Source organism: Streptomyces sp. MJM8645 (assembly GCF_001625365.1).
Classification (GTDB): Bacteria; Actinomycetota; Actinomycetes; order Streptomycetales; family Streptomycetaceae; genus Kitasatospora.
In genome coordinates this window covers 3,617,605-3,633,523 of sequence record NZ_LJJF01000001.1, presented here as the reverse complement: position 1 = coordinate 3,633,523, position 15,919 = coordinate 3,617,605, and the positions used below count along the sequence as shown (strand labels likewise).

The following is a 15,919-nucleotide window of genomic DNA, read 5'->3' as shown; positions in this document are numbered from 1 at the left end:
AAACCGCACGGGCGGTGTCCGCATTCCGGGCGTCCCGGTTCAGGCGGCTGCTGCGCGTGCGGGGCTGGTCTCGACGATCTCCCGAGCGACCAGGAGCGGGGTATCCTCCCACCCGAGCAGAACCTTGGTGACGGCGACTGCCGGGACGATGCTCGTCCCGCGTTCGACCAGCAGGGCTTGCACCGCATCCATACCCTCGCTCGCGAGCACAGGACGACACTCCTCGACCAGCGCGGTCCACTGCGCGGCTACCTCGGGCTGTAGCCCGGCGACGTTCTCGAACATGGCACTCCTCCTCGCGTACGAGCAACCCCACCGACCGCGAGCCGACCGAGCGCAGCCGCCACAACTCTTGCGGGATTCTCGCAAGCCTCGTGCCGAGACGCTGATCATTTTCCGAACCCGAGCATCCGGTAACCGGGTGCGCGTGGCATCGAGCGGCATCACACTCAAACTCGTTTAATTCCGAAGGGAGTTGGGTGTCAGAAGGTTCAGAAGTCCAGGATGGTGATCTTGCCCCGGAAGTCGGCGAGCGTCAGCTCCTTGCCACCGGTGTTCAGCCAACCGCCTGCCCCGACCAGCTCGGGGGCGCGTACACGTGCACGAGATGCCATGTCTGTATCCAACCGCATCGTGGTCGGGCGGCATTCCGGTGCGGCATTCCGGGGCGGTGGTCGCGGGCGGGGGCGGCGGGCGTGTCGGTGGGGTGGGGGGTGGGGTTCGTGCTGTCGTTGTCCGCATGATCACCTCACCCCTGCTCCGGTCGGCCCTGACGGTCGCGACCGCTGTCCTGCTCGCCACCGGTGCCGGCGCCGCCTCGGCGGCCGCCGCCCGGCCCGTTCTGCGTGACGTCACCGCGGAGCAGTGCCAGGACGCCGGGGGGTGGGTGGAGGGCTCCGGGTACTGCGTGGGGGCCGAGGGCGACGACGACTGGGGGCAGCCGATCGACGGGCAGGCCGTCAACCCGCATCCGGCGCCGGGCGAGGAGGACTGAGGGCGTCAGGGCAGGGCCATGGCCGGGTCAGGTCCGGGTCAGGGGCGGGGGAGCTCCGCCTGCCAGCGGGTCTCGCCGTCCTGCTGCTCGTCGGTGGGGGTGAGGCCGAGGGCCCGGGCGACGGCGGCGGAGGCGTGGTGGTCGGGGTGGATGTGGGCGGTGACGGTGCTGACGCCGGCGGCGGCGAGGTGGGAGAGCAGGGCGCGGGCGGCCTCGGTGGCCAGGCCGCGGCCCTGCCAGGGGGTGCCGACGACCCAGGCGAGATCGGCGGCCCCGGGGCTGACGGTGGTCTGGACGTAGCCGGTGAGGCGGCCGTCGGCGCGCAGCCGCAGCGCCCAGTTGCCCCAGGTCTCGGCGGGGTCGGGGGAGCCGGCGGCGAGCCGGGCGTAGCGCACGCGCAGGTCGTCGGCGGTGGCCGGGGAGCCGCCGGTGAAGGCGTGCAGGGCGGGGTCGGCGAGGGCGGCGGCCAGCTCCTCGGCGTGCTCGGGGCCGATCGGGAGGAGGTCGAGGCGCTCGCTGTGCAGCGGGGCGGTGGGGTCGGGACGCATGCCGCCATTGAACGCCCGTGTGTGGCGGTGCTTCCCGGCGGGTGGGGGGATCGGGTCGAATGGGGGTCACGTCGACACGGAGGAGGCCGCTGTGCGGTACCTGGTCAGGGAGAAGCTGTTCGCAGTCGGAGACGACTACTGGATCGAGGACGACCGGGGCCACAAGGCGTACCTGGTGGACGGCAAGGTGCTGCGGCTGCGGCACACCTTCGAGCTGAAGGACGCGCACGGGCGGGTGGTCGCGGTGGTGAAGGAGAAGGCGTTCACCGTCCGCGACGCGATGAAGATCGAGGACGCCGACGGCGAGGTGATCGCGACCGTCCGGGAGAAGCTGTTCACCCCGTTCCGTGACAAGTACCTGGTGGAGCTGGCCTCCGGCGGCGAGCTGAAGATCCACGGCGACCTGATCGACAAGGACTACCGGATCGAGAACCACCACGGCGACGACCTCGCCCGGATCTCCCGCAAGTGGTTCCGGATCCGGGACACCTACGGCGTGGAGATCGCCGACGGCGCCGACACCGGTCTGCTGCTCGCGATCGCCGCCTGCGTCGATCACCTGGTGCACGAGGAACACTGACCCGACTGACGCCAGGGGGCTCCGCTTCCCCGGTCCGCCGCCCGCCCCGGTGGGGTATCTTTTGCCAACCCTTGACCAGGCCGGTCGGGGATCGGCGAGCGGACCGGGGGCTGGGACCACGATGAACGACATCCTGCACGGGCTCGGCGCGGCGGCCGCCTACGGAGCCCTCGGGGTGGTGCTGCTGCTCCTCGGCGTCGGCCTGGTGGACCTGCTGACGCCCGGCAGGCTCGGCCACCAGATCTGGGTCGAGCGCAACCGCAACGCCGCCGTGCTGCTCAGCTCCGCGCTGCTCGGCATCGGCGGCATCGTCTTCACCGCGATCATGTACACCTACGCGGACTTCGCCAAGGGCCTGGTCTCGACCGCCTGCTACGGCCTGCTCGGGCTGGTGCTGATGGCCGTCGCCTTCTGGGCGGTGGACCTGCTGACGCCCGGCAGGCTCGGCACGATCCTGGTCGATCCGGAGCCGCACCCGGCGGTCTGGGTCTCGGCCAGTTGCAACATCGCGGTCGCGGCGGTGGTGTCGGCCGCGATCGCCTGACGGCCCGCCCGTGCGCCCGGGAGCGCCCGGCCGCACGTTCGGCTGATGGAGCGTCGGTCGACGGGCGGCGGTGGCGTCGTCGGTGGCGTCGTCGGTGGCGAGGAGGATCCGACCGGGGTCGCCGACCTGCTGCGGCGGTGGGGCCCGGCCGGTAACGTACCGGCATGGCTGACCTTGAAGAACGCGCCAACGTCGTCGCGTCCGGCTCGCGGCAGGCCGGGGCAGGGGTGTCCGTCCGACGGCGCCGCGTCACCGACCTCGCCGACTGCGTCCGGGTGCTCGGCGACGTCCACACCACCGACGGCTACCCCGCCGACTGGCCCGACCGCCCCGCCGCCTGGCTCACCCCCGGGGGCCTGCTCGCCGCCTGGGTCGCCGAACTGGACGGCCGCCCGGTCGGCCACGTGGGCCTCTCCCGCAGTGCGCCCGGCGACGTCGCCCCCGGTCTGTGGAGCCGCCGCACCGGCGGCCGCCCGGAACTCACCGCCGTGATCGGCCGGCTCTACGTCGCCCCCACGGCGCGCGGCCACCGGATCGGCGCACGGCTGGCGGCGGCCGCCGTGGCGCACGCGCGGGCGCTCGGCCTCCACCCCGTCCTCGACGTCCTCGCCACCGCGGCCCCGGCGAACGCCTGCTACCGCCGCCTCGGCTGGACCTGGCTCGGCAGCGGCGAACAGCAGTGGGCCGCCGACCGCACGGTCGTGGTCCACTGCTTTGCCGCCCCGAGGGAGTAGCCGGCCTCCCGCGGGCGGCCGGCTCGGCTATCCCGCCGGGCGGTCCGTGGTGGGGCGGCGGCGGAGGGCGGGGGTGGTGACGGACGGGGGCTGCCAGACGCCGTCGGGGTGGTAGACGTTGGTGCCGGGCGGGACGATGGCGTCGATGCGGTCCAGCGTGGCGTCGTCGAGGACCAGGTCGGCGCCCTTGAGGGCCGCCTCCAGCTGGTCGTGGGTGCGCGGGCCGAGGATCACCGAGGTGATGGCGGGGTGCGCCAGCGGGAAGGCCACGGCCAGTTCGGGCAGGGTGCGGCCGAGGTCCCCGGCGAGGGCGGTGAAGGCCTCGACGGCCTCCAGCTTGGCCGCGGTGGTGGGCAGCGTCGGGTCGAAGCGGCCCGGGTGGAGGGTCGGGCGGCCGGTGGTCAGGTCGGCCGGGCGGCCCTTGCGGTAGCGGCCGGTGAGGAAGCCGGAGGCGAGCGGGCTCCAGGTCAGTGCGCCCATGCCGAGCCGCTGGACGACGGGCAGCACGTCGCGCTCCACGCCGCGGGCGAGCAGCGAGTACGGCGGCTGCTCGGTGCGGAAGCGCGGCAGGGCGCGGCGCTCGGCGACGTGGTGCGCGTCGACGATCTGTTCGGCGGGGAAGGTGGAGCAGCCGAAGGCGCGGATCTTGCCGGCCCGGACGAGGTCGCCGAGGACGGACAGGGTCTCCTCGACGTCGGTGGTGTGGTCCGGCCGGTGGATCTGGTAGAGGTCGATCCGGTCGGTGCGCAGTCGGCGCAGGCTGTCCTCGACCGCCCGGAGGATCCAGCGCCGGGAGTTGCCGCCGCGGCCGTGGCCCTCGCCCATCGGGAAGTGCCCCTTGGTGGCGAGCACGATCTCGTCGCGGTCGCCGCGGGCGGCCAGCGTCCTGCCGACGATCTCCTCGGACTCGCCGGCCGAGTACATGTCGGCGGTGTCCACGAAGTTGATGCCGTGGTCGAGCGCGGTGTTGATGATCCGGGCGCAGTCGTCGTGGTCGGGGTTGCCGATGGAGCCGAGCATCATCGTGCCGAGGCAGTAGGTGCTCACTTCGATGCCGGTGCCGCCGAGGACGCGGTAGCGCATGGTGCTGCTCCCCCTGGTGGTGGGTCGGTGGTGCGTCAGAGGCTAGGAGTTGGAGTGCACTCCATGGCAAGGGTCGGTCCGGATCCCCGTCCACTCGGGCAGTCCGGGCCCGTGGCGCGGAGCGGACGGGCGGTGGCCGGGGTGGGCGCGGGCGTTTGCGGAAACGGCAACAAAGCTTGCCGATATGGCTGGTCCGGTCGCAGCCTGGCGGTGGAGGTGAGCGCCATGGGCGACACGATGAGGACGACGGGGCCGACGGCCCCCCGGGACGAGTACGACGCGGTGGTGGTCGGCGCGGGCGCGGCCGGGCTGAGCGCCGCGCTGGTGCTGGGCCGGGCCCGGCGCCGGGTGGCGGTGGTGGACGCGGGCCAGCCGCGCAACGCCCCCGCCGCCCACATGCACGGCTACCTGAGCCGGGACGGCATGCCCCCGGCGGCGCTGCTGGAGGTCGGCCGGGCGGAGGTCGCCGGCTACGGGGTCGACCTGATCGACGCCCGGGTCGACCACGTCGAGGGCGTCGCGGACGCCGAAGGCGCGGGGACGGGCTTCGCCGTCCACCTGGCGGGCGGCCCCGTGCTGCACGCGCGCCGGGTGGTCGTCGCCACCGGCCTGCGCGACGGGCTCCCGGAGCTCCCGGGCCTGCTCGAACGCTGGGGCCGCGACGTGCTGCACTGCCCGTACTGCCACGGCTACGAGGTCCGCGACCGCCCGCTCGGCGTGCTCGGCACCGGCCCGGGCGCGGTCAACCAGGCGCTGCTGCTCCGGCAGTGGTCCGCGGACGTCGTCCTGATCACGCACACCCTCACGCCGACCGGGGCCGAGCGGGAGCGGCTCGCCGCCCGCGGCGTCCGGGTCGTCGAAGGCCGGATCACCCAGCTGGTGACGGACGCCGACCGGCTGCGCGGCGTGGAACTCGCCGACGGCCGGGTGGTGCCGCGCGAGGCCGTGTTCGTCTTCCCGCAGCCGGTGCCCCGGGACGCGCTGCTCTTCGGCCTGGAATGCGCCCGGGACGAGAACGGCTGGGTCACCACCGACCGGGCCGGCCGCACCAGCGTCCCCGGCGTCTGGGCGGTCGGCAACGTCGCCGACCCGCGGGCCCAGGTCGTCGTCGCCGCCGGGATGGGCGCGGCGGCGGCGTTCGACCTCGACCACGACCTCGTCGCGGAGGAGATCGGACGGGCGGTCGCCGAACACCGCGCGTCCGGCGCCGCCGTTCCCGCCTGAGCGGGGGAAGCTCCCCCCAGCTCCCCGCGGCTCCCCCCGGCACCTTCGCCCGGCGTCACCTTTCCGACCGCAGTGCCCTTCCGACTGCAGCACCTTTCCGACCGCAGCACCTTTCCGTCACCCACGATCGGAGAACCCACGATGTCCGAACACCAGCACCAGCACGGCCAGGGGCACCAGCACGGGCACCACCACGGCCACGTCCCCGCCGCCGACTTCGACTGGGACGTCCTCGCCGCCCACCTGGAGCGGGAGGCCGAACTGCGCACCCCCGCCATCACCGGGGCCGCGCAGTGGCTGCGGTCCCTGCACGGCGAGGCCGACGGGGTGCGGCGGGTCCTCGACGTCGGCAGCGGGCCCGGGGTGATCGCCGGACTGCTCGCGGACGCCTTCCCCGAGGCCGAGACGGTCGCCGTCGACCAGTCTGCCGCTCTGCTGGAGCGCGCCCGGGCCCGTTCCGGCGGCCGTCTGAGCACCCAGCAGGCCGACCTGCCCGCCGAGTTCGGCAAGCTCGGCGAGGCCGACCTGATCTGGTCCGGCAACGCGATCCACCACCTCGGCGACCAGCAGGCCGCCCTGACCTCCCTCGCCGCGACGCTCCGGCCCGGCGGCCTGCTGGCCGTCGCCGAACGCGGCCTGCCGCTGCGCTACCTGCCGCGCGACTTCGGTCTCGGCCGGGCCGGCTTCCAGGCCCGGCTCGACGCCGTGCACGAGGACGGCTTCAGCACCATGCGCGCCGAACTGCCCGGCGCCACCGAGGAGGTGGAGGACTGGCCGGCCATGCTCACCCGCGCCGGTCTGACCGCCAGCGGCACCCGCACCTTCCTGATCGACCACCCGGCCCCGCTCGCCCGCCCCGCCCGCGAGCACCTCCACACCCAACTCGCCCGTCTGCGCGACCAGCTCGCCGACAACCTCGCCGCCGAGGACCGCAGCACCCTCGACGCCCTCCTCGCCGAGGACACCCCCACCGGCATCCTGAACCGCCCGGACGCCTTCTTCCTCTCGGCCATGACCGTCCACACCGCCCGCAAGGCCGCCTGACGACTGCGGAGCCCGAGCCGACCGCAGCCGGGGCGGGGGCTCCCCCGCCCCGGCTGCGGCAGAGGCCTACAGGGTGTGACCGAGAGCGGTGATGAGGGCGGCGATGCGGGCCTCGTCGCGGCGGTAGTGGGTCCACTTGCCGATGCGGGTGGCGCGGACGAGGCCGGCGCGCTGGAGTTCGGCGAGGTAGGCGGAGACGGTGGACTGGGCGAGGCCGGCCTTGGCCTGGATGTGGCTGACGCAGACGCCGACCTCGCGCGGGTCGGCGACCGCTTCCTCCAGGGGGAAGTGGCGTTCGGGTTCGCGCAACCATGCCAGCAGTTGCAGGCGCGTCGGGTTGGCGATCGCCCGCAGGGCGGTGACCAGGTCAACATCCATGGCTGGAAGCGTACCGGCGTGTTACGGCAGGGCCTCGGCGAGCCGACGCCGGTCAGTGGGGCAGTGCGGTTCCGCCCGGCGGGGTGCCGATGACCTGGACGAACCGTCGGTGACGTGGAGTCAGATTCCCCCCGGTGTCGGGAAGGTGGCGGACGGCCCGGGCCCCGGGCCGTCCGCCGGGGCTCAGCCCTCCTGGCCGCCGAAGCGGGTGGTCCAGGCGGCCAGGTCCTCGTCGGTGATCTTGGCGAACAGCACCGGCGGCACGGTGAACGCCGTCCCGGCCGGCACCAGGTCCAGTGCCCGCGCCTGCTCCGGGCCGACCCAGGACAGGCCGGCCGCCGGAGCGTCCCCGGGCAGGGCGAAGGCGCCGCGCATCGCCGCCGCCGCGGTCGGGATGAACGGCTCGGAGACCACCGCGTACAGCTGGATCAGGTTCATCGCGGTGCGCAGGGTCAGCGCCGCCGCGTCCGGGTCGGTCTTCACCTGGAGCCAGGGCGCCTTCTCGTCCAGGTACGCGTTGCCCGCGCTCCACAGCGCGCGCAGCCCCTGCGCGGCCTTGCGGAAGTTGAGTGCGTCCAACTGGGCCTCGTACTCGGCCAGCAGGGTGGCGATCTGCTCGCCGAGGCGCTGTTCGGCCTCGCCGGGCGCGTGGCCGGCCGGGACGGCGTCGCCGAAGCGCTTGCGGCTGAAGGTGAGTACCCGGTTGACGAAGTTGCCGAGGGTGTCGGCGAGGTCCTTGTTGACGACGGAGGCGAAGAGGTCCCAGGTGAAGCTGGAGTCGTCCGACTCGGGGGCGTGCGCCATCAGGAAGTAGCGCCAGTAGTCGGCCGGCAGCAGTTCCAGGGCGACGTCGGTGAAGATGCCGCGCTTCTGGCTGGTGGAGAACTTCCCGCCGTAGTACGTCAGCCAGTTGAAGGCCTTGACGTAGTCGACCTTCTTCCACGGCCGGCGCGAGCCGAGGATCGTGGCCGGGAACATCACGGTGTGGAACGGGACGTTGTCCTTGGCCATGAACTCGGTGTACCGGACGCTGTGGTCGGCCTCGTACCACCAGGACTTCCAGTCCCGGGCCTGCCCGGCCGGGGCCGCGTCCGCCCACTCCTTGGTGGCGCCGATGTACTCGATCGGGGCGTCGAACCAGACGTAGAACACCTTGCCCTCGGCCGCCAGCTCCGGCCAGACGTCGGCCGGCACCGGGACGCCCCACTCCAGGTCGCGGGTGATCGCGCGGTCCTGGAGGCCCTCGGTGAGCCACTTGCGGGCGATCGAGGAGGCCAGCACCGGCCAGTCGTCGCCGTGGGCGGCGATCCACTGTTCGACCTCGTCGGTCAGCTCCGACTGGAGCAGGAACAGGTGCCTGGTCTCCCGGACCTCCAGGTCGGAGCTGCCGCTGATCGCCGAACGCGGCTCCAGCAGGTCGGTCGGGTCCAGCACCCGGGTGCAGTTCTCGCACTGGTCGCCGCGTGCCTTGTCGTAGCCGCAGTGCGGGCAGGTGCCGACGATGTAGCGGTCCGGCATGAAGCGGCCGTCGGCGTTGGAGTACACCTGCCGGATCGCGCGCTCCTCGATGAAGCCGTTGCGCTGGAGTTCGCGGGCGATCTCCTGGGTGATCTCGCGGTTCTGCGGGGAGGAGCTGCGGCCGAAGTGGTCGAAGGACAGCCCGAAGCCGTCGTACACCGCCTTCTGCGCGTCGTGCGCCTGGGCGCAGAACTCGGCGACGGGCAGCCCGGCTTCCTGCGCGGCCAGTTCGGCGGGCGTGCCGTGCTCGTCGGTCGCGCAGATGTAGAGCACCTCGTGGCCGCGCTGGCGCAGGTAGCGGGAGTAGACGTCCGCCGGGAGCATCGACCCGACCATGTTGCCCAGGTGCTTGATCCCGTTGATGTACGGAAGGGCGCTGGTGACCAGGTGCCGAGCCATCCTCGGATGCTCCGATTTCTCCCGCACGCGCACCCCACCCGGAGTGCTGTGCCAGGCGCAGGGGTCCACTGTGGGCTGCCAAGCCTACCGCCGCCGGGCCGGGAGGGCGGTGCGGTTCAGGGGCGGGTGCGGTTCAAGGGCGGTGCTGCTCGGGGGCGGGTGCGGTTCAGGGCCCGACGGAGTCGCTGTACCGGTCGAACTCCCCGGCCTTCACCCCGCGGACGAACGCGGCCCACTTGCGCGGCGTGGTCCGGACGACGATCTCGGGGCGGTCCGACTCGCGGATCTCCACCAGACCGTCGGCGGCTCTGATCTCGACGCACTCGTTGCTCTCGCCGCTGGACGAGGACTTCCGCCACTCAGTCATGAGAAGTCTTTCAGTAAGGCCCGGATGAAGTCCCGGGACTCGGCCGGCCCGAGGGCGACCGCGGCGGTCTCCTCCTTGATCTGTCGGTAGGTCTGCAGTTCGGTGTCGAGGTGCACGAACTTCGGCCCGTTCGAGAGGTCGATCTGCACGGTGTCGAGCTCGGGAACGGGCCCGCGGGCGAGGTAGAGGCTCTCTCCGGACCCGGGAAAGGTGTCGACGCTGAACGGGATGGTCCGGATCTCCACCCCGGGCCGCTCGGAATCCTCCAGCACGCCGAGCAGCTGGTCGCGCAGCACCACCGCCCCGCCGAACTGCATGCGCAGCGCGGATTCGTGGATGTACGCGGCGTACGGCTTCGGGCGTTCGGTGAACAGCCGCTGGCGCTGGATCCGGAATGCCGTGCGGGCGTCGGCGTCCGGCTGGGGCATGGGCGGCCGGACCCGGGCGAACACCGCGGAGGCGTACGCCGAGGTCTGCAGCAGTCCGGGGATGAAGGTGGTGTGCAGGATGGCCAGTGACTCGGCGTGGTGTTCCATTTCCGCGATGTCGATGAGTCCGCCGGGCAGCCTGCCGCGGTAGCCGTCCCACCAGTACTTGCGCCGGTCCTGTGTCATCGCGAGCAGCGCGTCGAGGTAGGGGCCGTCGGAGCAGTGGCAGGTGCGGGCCCAGAGCCGGAGCCGTTCGGCGCTGATGCCGGACTTCCCGTTCTCCATCTGCGAGATCTTGGGCAGGTCGGTGCCCAGGGTGGCGGCCAGGCTCTTGGGCGTCACGCCCACGCGTTCGCGCATCTTGCGCAGCTCGATGCCAAGGCGCTGCTGACGCACGGTCGGCGACAAGCGGGGTGGCATGACTCTCTTCTCCGGATCGCGGCTCGGGTCGATGCTTCCGGTGAAGTGTGCCGTGCTTACCCGGCCCTAGCTACTGAAATGGGGGATACCCCACGATGGAGTGAACGTTCTCCCGCTCGGTAGCAAGTCTTGCACCTCGACCCTATGGTCGATCCCGCGTCAGTCACTGACTTGTTGTGGCCTAAACAGCCGCCAATCAGCCGTAAATACACACCAGATGCATGGTCGGCACGCTCGACATCACCGACCGGAGACTGTCATGCCGCTTCCGCTGCTTCTCGCCCCCGCCCACCGCATTCCCGCTACCCGGTGAACGGCCTGCTCGTCGCCGGTTTGTCCGCCCTCCTGCTCGCCGTCCTATTCGTCGGCTGGCTGGTCTGGCTGGTCAACGCCCAACCCCGCGAACCGCGTTCCGCAAAACGCGAGTTCGTCGTCCGTCATTCCTCCGCCGCCGTCGAGAAGAAATAGCGCGCGGCAGCGGTGGCCCCCCGCCGGGAGGGGGGCCACCGGAGGGTGCGGTCAGCCGTCGCCGAAGTGGTCGAATTCGCCGCGCTTCACGCCCTCGATCCAGAGCGCGAACTTCTGCGGGGTGGTGACGATGATCGCGTCGGGGCTCTCGGATTCGCGGACCTCGATCAGCCCCCGTTCGTTGACGGACACCTCCACGGAGTCACTGCCGTCCCGGGTGCTGCTGGTGGACTTCTGCCACTGCTGGGTCATCGGTTGCCTTCTCCCATTCCGGTTCCTGCCTGGCACCCTGGACAACTCCCGGGGGGCCGTTCAGGAACGGGGGCGCACGGAGGGTTCGGCACCGCGCGAAAGGCGCTCGACGAGGCGGATCCGGGCGACGGGCCACTCGTCGGCGAGCATCGAGAAGTAGGCGGTGTCGCGCCACACGCCGGTGTCGCGCCGCTTCTCGCGGCGGTGGACGCCCTCGTACTGGGCGCCGAGGCGCAGGATCGCGTTGCGGGAGCGCTCGTTGAGCGCGTCCGTCTTCCAGTAGACCCGGCCCATGCCCAGGTCGTCGAAGGCGTGGGAGAGCAGCAGCAGCTTGGCCTCGGTGTTGACGGGCGTGCGCCAGACCGAGCGGTCGTACCAGGTGCCGCCGATCTCGACGACCTCGTCGACGGCCCTGAAGTCGTAGTAGCCGGTGACGCCGACGGCCCGGCCGCTGGGGAGGTCGATCACGGCGAACTTCACCGCCGATCCGGCCGCCACCTCGGCGAGCCGGGCGTCGATGATCGCGCCCAGTTCCTCCTCGGTGGCGGGCGGGAGGGAGGGGATCCAGCGCCAGACCTCCGGGTCGGGGCCGACGCCGGCCCACAGGTCGGGCAGGTGGTGGCGGCCGAGGGGCTCCAGGCGGATGTGGCGGCCGGTGAGGGTGACGGGTGTGGGCGGCTGTGCGGTCATGCCGGAAAGGTAGCGCCACGCTGCACTAGATGCAATGGACTTCTGCGCTAGTGCAAAATTGACGGAGCGGGCAAAGCGAAGGGCCCTGCGGGACGTGTCCCGCAGGGCCCTCGACCGGATCAGGCTCAGATGAACGAGTTGATCTGGATCGTCTCGTCGCGGCCCGGGCCGACGCCGATGGCGGAGATCGGCGCGCCGGACATCTCCTCCAGCGCCTTCACGTACGCCTGCGCGTTCTTCGGCAGCTCGGCGAAGGTCTTCGCCTTGCTGATGTCCTCGGTCCAGCCCGGCAGCGTCTCGTAGATCGGCTTGGCGTGGTGGAAGTCGGACTGGTTGTACGGGAGTTCCTCGACCCGCTTGCCGTCGATCTCGTACGCGACGCAGACCGGGATCTGCTCCCAGCCGGTGAGCACGTCGAGCTTGGTGAGGAAGAAGTCGGTGAGGCCGTTGACCCGGGTCGCGTAGCGCGCGATGACCGCGTCGAACCAGCCGCAGCGACGGTCACGGCCGGTGGTGACACCGCGCTCGCCGCCGATGCGGCGCAGCGCCTCGCCGTCCTCGTCCAGCAGCTCGGTCGGGAACGGGCCCGAGCCGACGCGGGTGGTGTACGCCTTCAGGATGCCGATGACCCGGTCGATCTTGGTCGGGCCGATGCCGGCGCCGGTGCAGGCGCCGCCCGAGGTCGGGTTCGACGAGGTCACGAAGGGGTACGTGCCGTGGTCGACGTCGAGCAGGGTGCCCTGGCCGCCCTCCAGCAGGACGACCTTGTTCGCCTTGAGCGCCTGGTCCAGGACGAGGGTGGTGTCGGCGAGGAAGGGCTTGATCTTGTCCGCGTAGCCGAGGTACTCCTCGACGACCAGCTCGGCCGGGATGGCGCGGCGGTTGTACAGCTTGACCAGGATCTGGTTCTTGTCGTGCAGCGCCGCTTCGATCTTCTGGCGCAGGATCGACTCGTCGAACAGGTCCTGGACCCGGATGCCGACGCGGTTGATCTTGTCCGCGTAGGTCGGGCCGATGCCGCGGCCGGTGGTGCCGATCCGGCGCTTGCCGAGGAAGCGCTCGGTGACCTTGTCCAGGGTGCGGTGGTACGGCGTGATCAGGTGGGCGTTGCCCGAGACCAGCAGCTTCGAGGTGTCGATGCCACGGTCGTTGAGGCCGCTCAGCTCGGAGAGCAGCACGCCCGGGTCGATGACGACGCCGTTGCCGATGACCGGCGTCACGTTAGGGCTGAGGATGCCGGAGGGGAGCAGGTGCAGGGCGTACTTCTGGTCGCCGATGACCACCGTGTGACCGGCGTTGTTGCCGCCCTGGTAGCGGACGACGTAGTCGACGGAGCCGCCGAGGAGGTCGGTGGCCTTCCCCTTGCCCTCGTCCCCCCACTGAGCGCCAACGAGCACGAGTGCCGGCACAGGCGTACACCCCTTCCGGTTGGGGCATCCTGCGTAGGCCGCAGTCTGCCCCGAGATAGACGAAGCCCCTGGCGCAGTAGCGCAAGGGGCTCTTGCACCGAGAGATTACCTGAGGAAGGACCGGTCGTGTCGTCCCTGTCCACGCCCGCAACCGGCGGCCCCGAGCCGCTCCTGCTGCTCCTCGACCCGGCGGCCCGGCACACCGACGGCGAGTCGGTGCGGATCGCGAAGGACGTGCTCTGCGGAGGCGCGGACGTCAAGGTGGTCTATCCGGAGAGCCCGTCCGAACTCGACCGGGTGCTTTCGCACCGGGGTCGGCGGCGACCGGTCGTGATCGGTTCCGACCTGGCGTTGCAGCGGGTGCTCCAAGCCCTGTACCGCCAGCGTGAGCTGGGCGCGGATCCGGTGGGCATGGTTCCGGTCGGCCGGTCGGAGGAGCTGGCCGCGGCCCGCGCGCTCGGGGTGCCGGGCGAGCCGGTCCGGGCCGCGCGGGCGGTGCTGTCGGGTGCGGCGCGCAAGCTCGACCTGCTGGTGGACGACGGCGGCGGGGTGGCGCTGGGAGGGGTGCGGATCACCGGTGCCGGGACGCGGCGACCGGCCGGCCGTACGGGTGGTTGGCGTTCGCTATGGGCGAAACTGGCTGCGGCCGAGCAGGCGAACGCACTCACGGCGGACGGCCGGTCCTGCGCCGAGCACAATCCCCGGGTCCGGGTCGAGGCCGACGGCCGGCTGCTCGCCGACGTGCACCGGCCGGTGCGGCTGGTCCAGCTGACCCTGCCGGGCGTCGAGGCGGACGGCGCGGGCGTGCTGGAGGTGGTGATCCGCGCGCCCGGCGCCCTGGTGCGCGCCCGGGCGGAGAGCGTCTCGGTGGTCGGGCGCGGCTTCGGCTACGAGGCGGACGGCCACCCCGTCGGTCCGGTCCGCGCCCGCACCTGGACGGTCCACCCGGGCGCCTGGGGCCTGTTGCTGCCCGCCGCGTGACGCCGGGGTGAACCCCGGGTGAGCAGGCTCACTTTCGCGGCCGCCCCGACTCCCGGCTCTCCGCACACGGAACGCCCCAACAGGCGCGAACCACAAGGCCAACCGCCTCCGGCCGGAATTCCCCCCACCCGAAATCCCCACCTGGTAAGGGGTTTTGTCTACGCGCGTTACCGGCCGATCGCCAGACAATCCCGGCCGCCCGGGTTCCGGAAGCCGGTGCCCGCTGCCCTAGACTCGAAGACGTGCCACGTGGTGACGGAAGACTCAACCACGATCTTCTTCCCGGTGAGAAAGGCCCCCAGGACGCTTGCGGCGTCTTCGGTGTCTGGGCTCCCGGCGAGGAGGTCGCCAAGCTCACGTTCTTCGGCCTTTACGCCCTGCAGCACCGCGGTCAGGAATCCGCGGGCATCGCAGTGAGCAACGGCTCCCAGATTCTCGTCTTCAAGGACATGGGGCTTGTCTCCCAGGTCTTCGACGAGGCCTCCCTGGGGTCGTTGCACGGGCATATCGCCGTCGGACACGCCCGCTACTCGACCACCGGGTCCTCGGTCTGGGAGAACGCCCAGCCGACCTTCCGCGCGACCGTGCACGGTTCGCTGGCCCTCGGGCACAACGGAAACCTGGTGAACACCGCCGAACTGGCGGAGATGGTCGCCGAACTGCCCGGTGAGGAGCACGTCTCCCGCTCCGGGCGGAGCGCCGCGACCAACGACACCGACCTGGTGACCGCGCTGCTCGCCGGCCACCCGGACCTCTCCATCGAGGAGACGGCCAAGGTCGTGCTGCCCAAGGTCAAGGGCGCGTTCTCGCTCGTCTTCATGGACGAGCACACCCTCTACGCCGCCCGCGACCCGCAGGGCATCCGCCCGCTGGTGCTCGGCCGGCTGGAGCGCGGCTGGGTGGTCGCCTCCGAGACGGCGGCGCTGGACATCTGCGGCGCCTCGTTCATCCGCGAGGTCGAGCCCGGCGAGCTGATCGCCGTCGACGAGAACGGCATGCGCAGCTCCCGCTTCGCCGAGGCGAAGCCCAAGGGCTGCGTGTTCGAGTACGTCTACCTGGCCCGCCCCGACACCAGCATCGCCGGGCGCAACGTGCACCTCTCCCGCGTGGAGATGGGCCGCCGCCTGGCGAAGGAGGCGCCCGCCGAGGCCGACCTGGTGATAGCGACGCCGGAGTCCGGCACCCCCGCCGCGATCGGCTACGCCGAGGCCAGCGGCATCCCGTACGGCTCCGGCCTGGTGAAGAACGCCTACGTGGGCCGCACCTTCATCCAGCCCAGCCAGACCATCCGTCAGCTCGGCATCCGGCTCAAGCTCAACCCGCTGCGCGAGGTCATCGCGGGCAAGCGCCTGGTGGTCGTCGACGACTCGATCGTCCGCGGCAACACCCAGCGCGCGCTGGTGCGGATGCTGCGCGAGGCCGGCGCCGCCGAGGTGCACATCCGGATCTCCTCGCCGCCGGTGAAGTGGCCGTGCTTCTTCGGCATCGACTTCGCCACCCGCGCGGAGCTGATCGCCAACGGGATGACCGTCGAGGAGATCGGCCGCACCCTCGGCGCGGACTCGCTCTCCTACATCTCGATCGACGGCATGATCGAGGCCACCAAGCAGCCCAAGGACAGGCTCTGCCGGGCCTGCTTCGACGGCGAGTACCCGATGGAGCTGCCGGACCCGGCACTGCTCGGCAAGCTCCTGCTGGAGGCCGAGATCAAGGGCAGCCAGCAGCCGCCGGCCGTGCGCGGCAAGCCGACCAGCGGCAGCGACCTGGACGGCGTCCAGTCGCTGCTCGGCGGGGCGGGCGCGGCCGACGCGCTGCGCCGCCCGTAACGAATCCACGGTGGGGTCCCGCGAAACGGGGC

20 protein-coding genes are annotated in these 15,919 nt (G+C 71.9%); 9 read left to right on the top strand and 11 right to left on the bottom strand.

Going from position 1 to position 15,919, the window contains the following annotated elements; genetic code table 11:
• Positions 1-39 precede the first annotated feature (39 nt).
• Both A6F73_RS15545 and A6F73_RS44020 read right to left on the bottom strand, forming a co-directional pair.
• Positions 40-285, bottom strand: coding sequence for a hypothetical protein (locus tag A6F73_RS15545; protein ID WP_063348356.1), 246 nt, complete (start codon positions 283-285; stop codon positions 40-42).
• Between the two features lie 206 nt (positions 286-491).
• Positions 492-614 carry a hypothetical protein gene (locus tag A6F73_RS44020; RefSeq protein WP_279634904.1) on the bottom strand — a complete coding sequence of 41 codons (123 nt, stop codon included), beginning with the start codon at positions 612-614 and terminating at the stop codon, positions 492-494.
• A 125-nt stretch (positions 615-739) separates the two neighbouring features.
• Here A6F73_RS44020 and A6F73_RS15540 point away from each other — a divergent pair, with 125 nt between their 5' ends.
• Positions 740-994 carry a hypothetical protein gene (locus tag A6F73_RS15540; protein ID WP_063348355.1) on the top strand — a complete coding sequence of 85 codons (255 nt, stop codon included), beginning with the start codon at positions 740-742 and terminating at the stop codon, positions 992-994.
• A gap of 38 nt (positions 995-1,032) precedes the next feature.
• On the opposite strand, the gene A6F73_RS15535 is transcribed toward A6F73_RS15540, so the two are convergent.
• Positions 1,033-1,542, bottom strand: a complete 510-nt coding sequence (locus tag A6F73_RS15535; protein ID WP_063348354.1) for a GNAT family N-acetyltransferase — start codon at positions 1,540-1,542, stop codon at positions 1,033-1,035.
• Positions 1,543-1,633: 91 nt separating this feature from the next.
• On the opposite strand from A6F73_RS15535, the gene A6F73_RS15530 reads away from it, so the two are divergent.
• The 3 genes from A6F73_RS15530 to A6F73_RS15520 all read left to right on the top strand — a co-directional run bounded on the left by A6F73_RS15530 (position 1,634) and on the right by A6F73_RS15520 (position 3,400).
• Positions 1,634-2,122: an LURP-one-related family protein gene (locus A6F73_RS15530; RefSeq protein WP_063348353.1), complete on the top strand. Its 489-nt coding sequence runs from the start codon at positions 1,634-1,636 to the stop codon at positions 2,120-2,122.
• Between the two features lie 121 nt (positions 2,123-2,243).
• Positions 2,244-2,666 (top strand): DUF350 domain-containing protein, encoded by a 423-nt coding sequence (locus A6F73_RS15525; RefSeq protein ID WP_063348352.1) that lies wholly within the window; start codon positions 2,244-2,246, stop codon positions 2,664-2,666.
• 164 nt (positions 2,667-2,830) lie between these two features.
• Positions 2,831-3,400 carry a GNAT family N-acetyltransferase gene (locus tag A6F73_RS15520; RefSeq protein ID WP_079135707.1) on the top strand — a complete coding sequence of 190 codons (570 nt, stop codon included), beginning with the start codon at positions 2,831-2,833 and terminating at the stop codon, positions 3,398-3,400.
• A gap of 27 nt (positions 3,401-3,427) precedes the next feature.
• On the opposite strand, the gene A6F73_RS15515 is transcribed toward A6F73_RS15520, so the two are convergent.
• Positions 3,428-4,483 (bottom strand): aldo/keto reductase, encoded by a 1,056-nt coding sequence (locus A6F73_RS15515; RefSeq protein WP_063348351.1) that lies wholly within the window; start codon positions 4,481-4,483, stop codon positions 3,428-3,430.
• A gap of 225 nt (positions 4,484-4,708) precedes the next feature.
• On the opposite strand from A6F73_RS15515, the gene A6F73_RS15510 reads away from it, so the two are divergent.
• Both A6F73_RS15510 and A6F73_RS15505 read left to right on the top strand, forming a co-directional pair.
• On the top strand, positions 4,709-5,707 hold the full coding sequence (locus tag A6F73_RS15510) for an NAD(P)/FAD-dependent oxidoreductase (protein ID WP_063348350.1): 999 nt from the start codon (positions 4,709-4,711) through the stop codon (positions 5,705-5,707).
• A gap of 141 nt (positions 5,708-5,848) precedes the next feature.
• On the top strand, positions 5,849-6,751 hold the full coding sequence (locus A6F73_RS15505) for a class I SAM-dependent methyltransferase (RefSeq protein ID WP_063348349.1): 903 nt from the start codon (positions 5,849-5,851) through the stop codon (positions 6,749-6,751).
• A gap of 66 nt (positions 6,752-6,817) precedes the next feature.
• Here A6F73_RS15505 and A6F73_RS15500 read toward each other — a convergent pair whose 3' ends face one another.
• The 4 genes from A6F73_RS15500 to A6F73_RS15485 all read right to left on the bottom strand — a co-directional run bounded on the left by A6F73_RS15500 (position 6,818) and on the right by A6F73_RS15485 (position 10,261).
• The gene (locus A6F73_RS15500) at positions 6,818-7,129 is read right to left on the bottom strand and encodes a metalloregulator ArsR/SmtB family transcription factor (RefSeq protein WP_063348348.1); all 312 of its coding nucleotides are present in this window, start codon (positions 7,127-7,129) and stop codon (positions 6,818-6,820) included.
• A gap of 183 nt (positions 7,130-7,312) precedes the next feature.
• Positions 7,313-9,046, bottom strand: coding sequence for a methionine--tRNA ligase (gene metG, locus A6F73_RS15495; RefSeq protein WP_063348347.1), 1,734 nt, complete (start codon positions 9,044-9,046; stop codon positions 7,313-7,315).
• Between the two features lie 166 nt (positions 9,047-9,212).
• Positions 9,213-9,413, bottom strand: coding sequence for a DUF397 domain-containing protein (locus A6F73_RS15490; protein ID WP_063348346.1), 201 nt, complete (start codon positions 9,411-9,413; stop codon positions 9,213-9,215).
• The gene (locus tag A6F73_RS15485) at positions 9,410-10,261 is read right to left on the bottom strand and encodes a helix-turn-helix transcriptional regulator (RefSeq protein WP_063348345.1); all 852 of its coding nucleotides are present in this window, start codon (positions 10,259-10,261) and stop codon (positions 9,410-9,412) included. The genes A6F73_RS15490 and A6F73_RS15485 overlap by 4 nt, the downstream gene beginning before the upstream one ends.
• 309 nt (positions 10,262-10,570) lie before the next feature.
• Between A6F73_RS15485 and A6F73_RS41460 the strand changes: the two genes are divergently transcribed.
• Positions 10,571-10,729: a hypothetical protein gene (locus A6F73_RS41460; protein ID WP_159398464.1), complete on the top strand. Its 159-nt coding sequence runs from the start codon at positions 10,571-10,573 to the stop codon at positions 10,727-10,729.
• 51 nt (positions 10,730-10,780) lie between these two features.
• Here the strand turns inward: A6F73_RS41460 and A6F73_RS15480 are convergent, their stop codons facing one another.
• The 3 genes from A6F73_RS15480 to A6F73_RS15470 form a co-directional block, all read right to left on the bottom strand.
• The gene (locus tag A6F73_RS15480; protein WP_063348344.1) at positions 10,781-10,981 is read right to left on the bottom strand and encodes a DUF397 domain-containing protein; all 201 of its coding nucleotides are present in this window, start codon (positions 10,979-10,981) and stop codon (positions 10,781-10,783) included.
• Between the two features lie 60 nt (positions 10,982-11,041).
• On the bottom strand, positions 11,042-11,671 hold the full coding sequence (locus A6F73_RS15475; protein ID WP_063348343.1) for a GNAT family protein: 630 nt from the start codon (positions 11,669-11,671) through the stop codon (positions 11,042-11,044).
• A gap of 125 nt (positions 11,672-11,796) precedes the next feature.
• Positions 11,797-13,080 (bottom strand): adenylosuccinate synthase, encoded by a 1,284-nt coding sequence (locus A6F73_RS15470; RefSeq protein WP_063348342.1) that lies wholly within the window; start codon positions 13,078-13,080, stop codon positions 11,797-11,799.
• A 126-nt stretch (positions 13,081-13,206) separates the two neighbouring features.
• On the opposite strand from A6F73_RS15470, the gene A6F73_RS15465 reads away from it, so the two are divergent.
• A complete protein-coding gene (locus A6F73_RS15465; protein WP_063348341.1) occupies positions 13,207-14,061 on the top strand; it encodes a hypothetical protein in 855 nt (284 codons plus the stop codon).
• A gap of 242 nt (positions 14,062-14,303) precedes the next feature.
• Positions 14,304-15,887 carry an amidophosphoribosyltransferase gene (purF, locus tag A6F73_RS15460; RefSeq protein ID WP_063348340.1) on the top strand — a complete coding sequence of 528 codons (1,584 nt, stop codon included), beginning with the start codon at positions 14,304-14,306 and terminating at the stop codon, positions 15,885-15,887.
• Positions 15,888-15,919 lie beyond the last annotated feature (32 nt).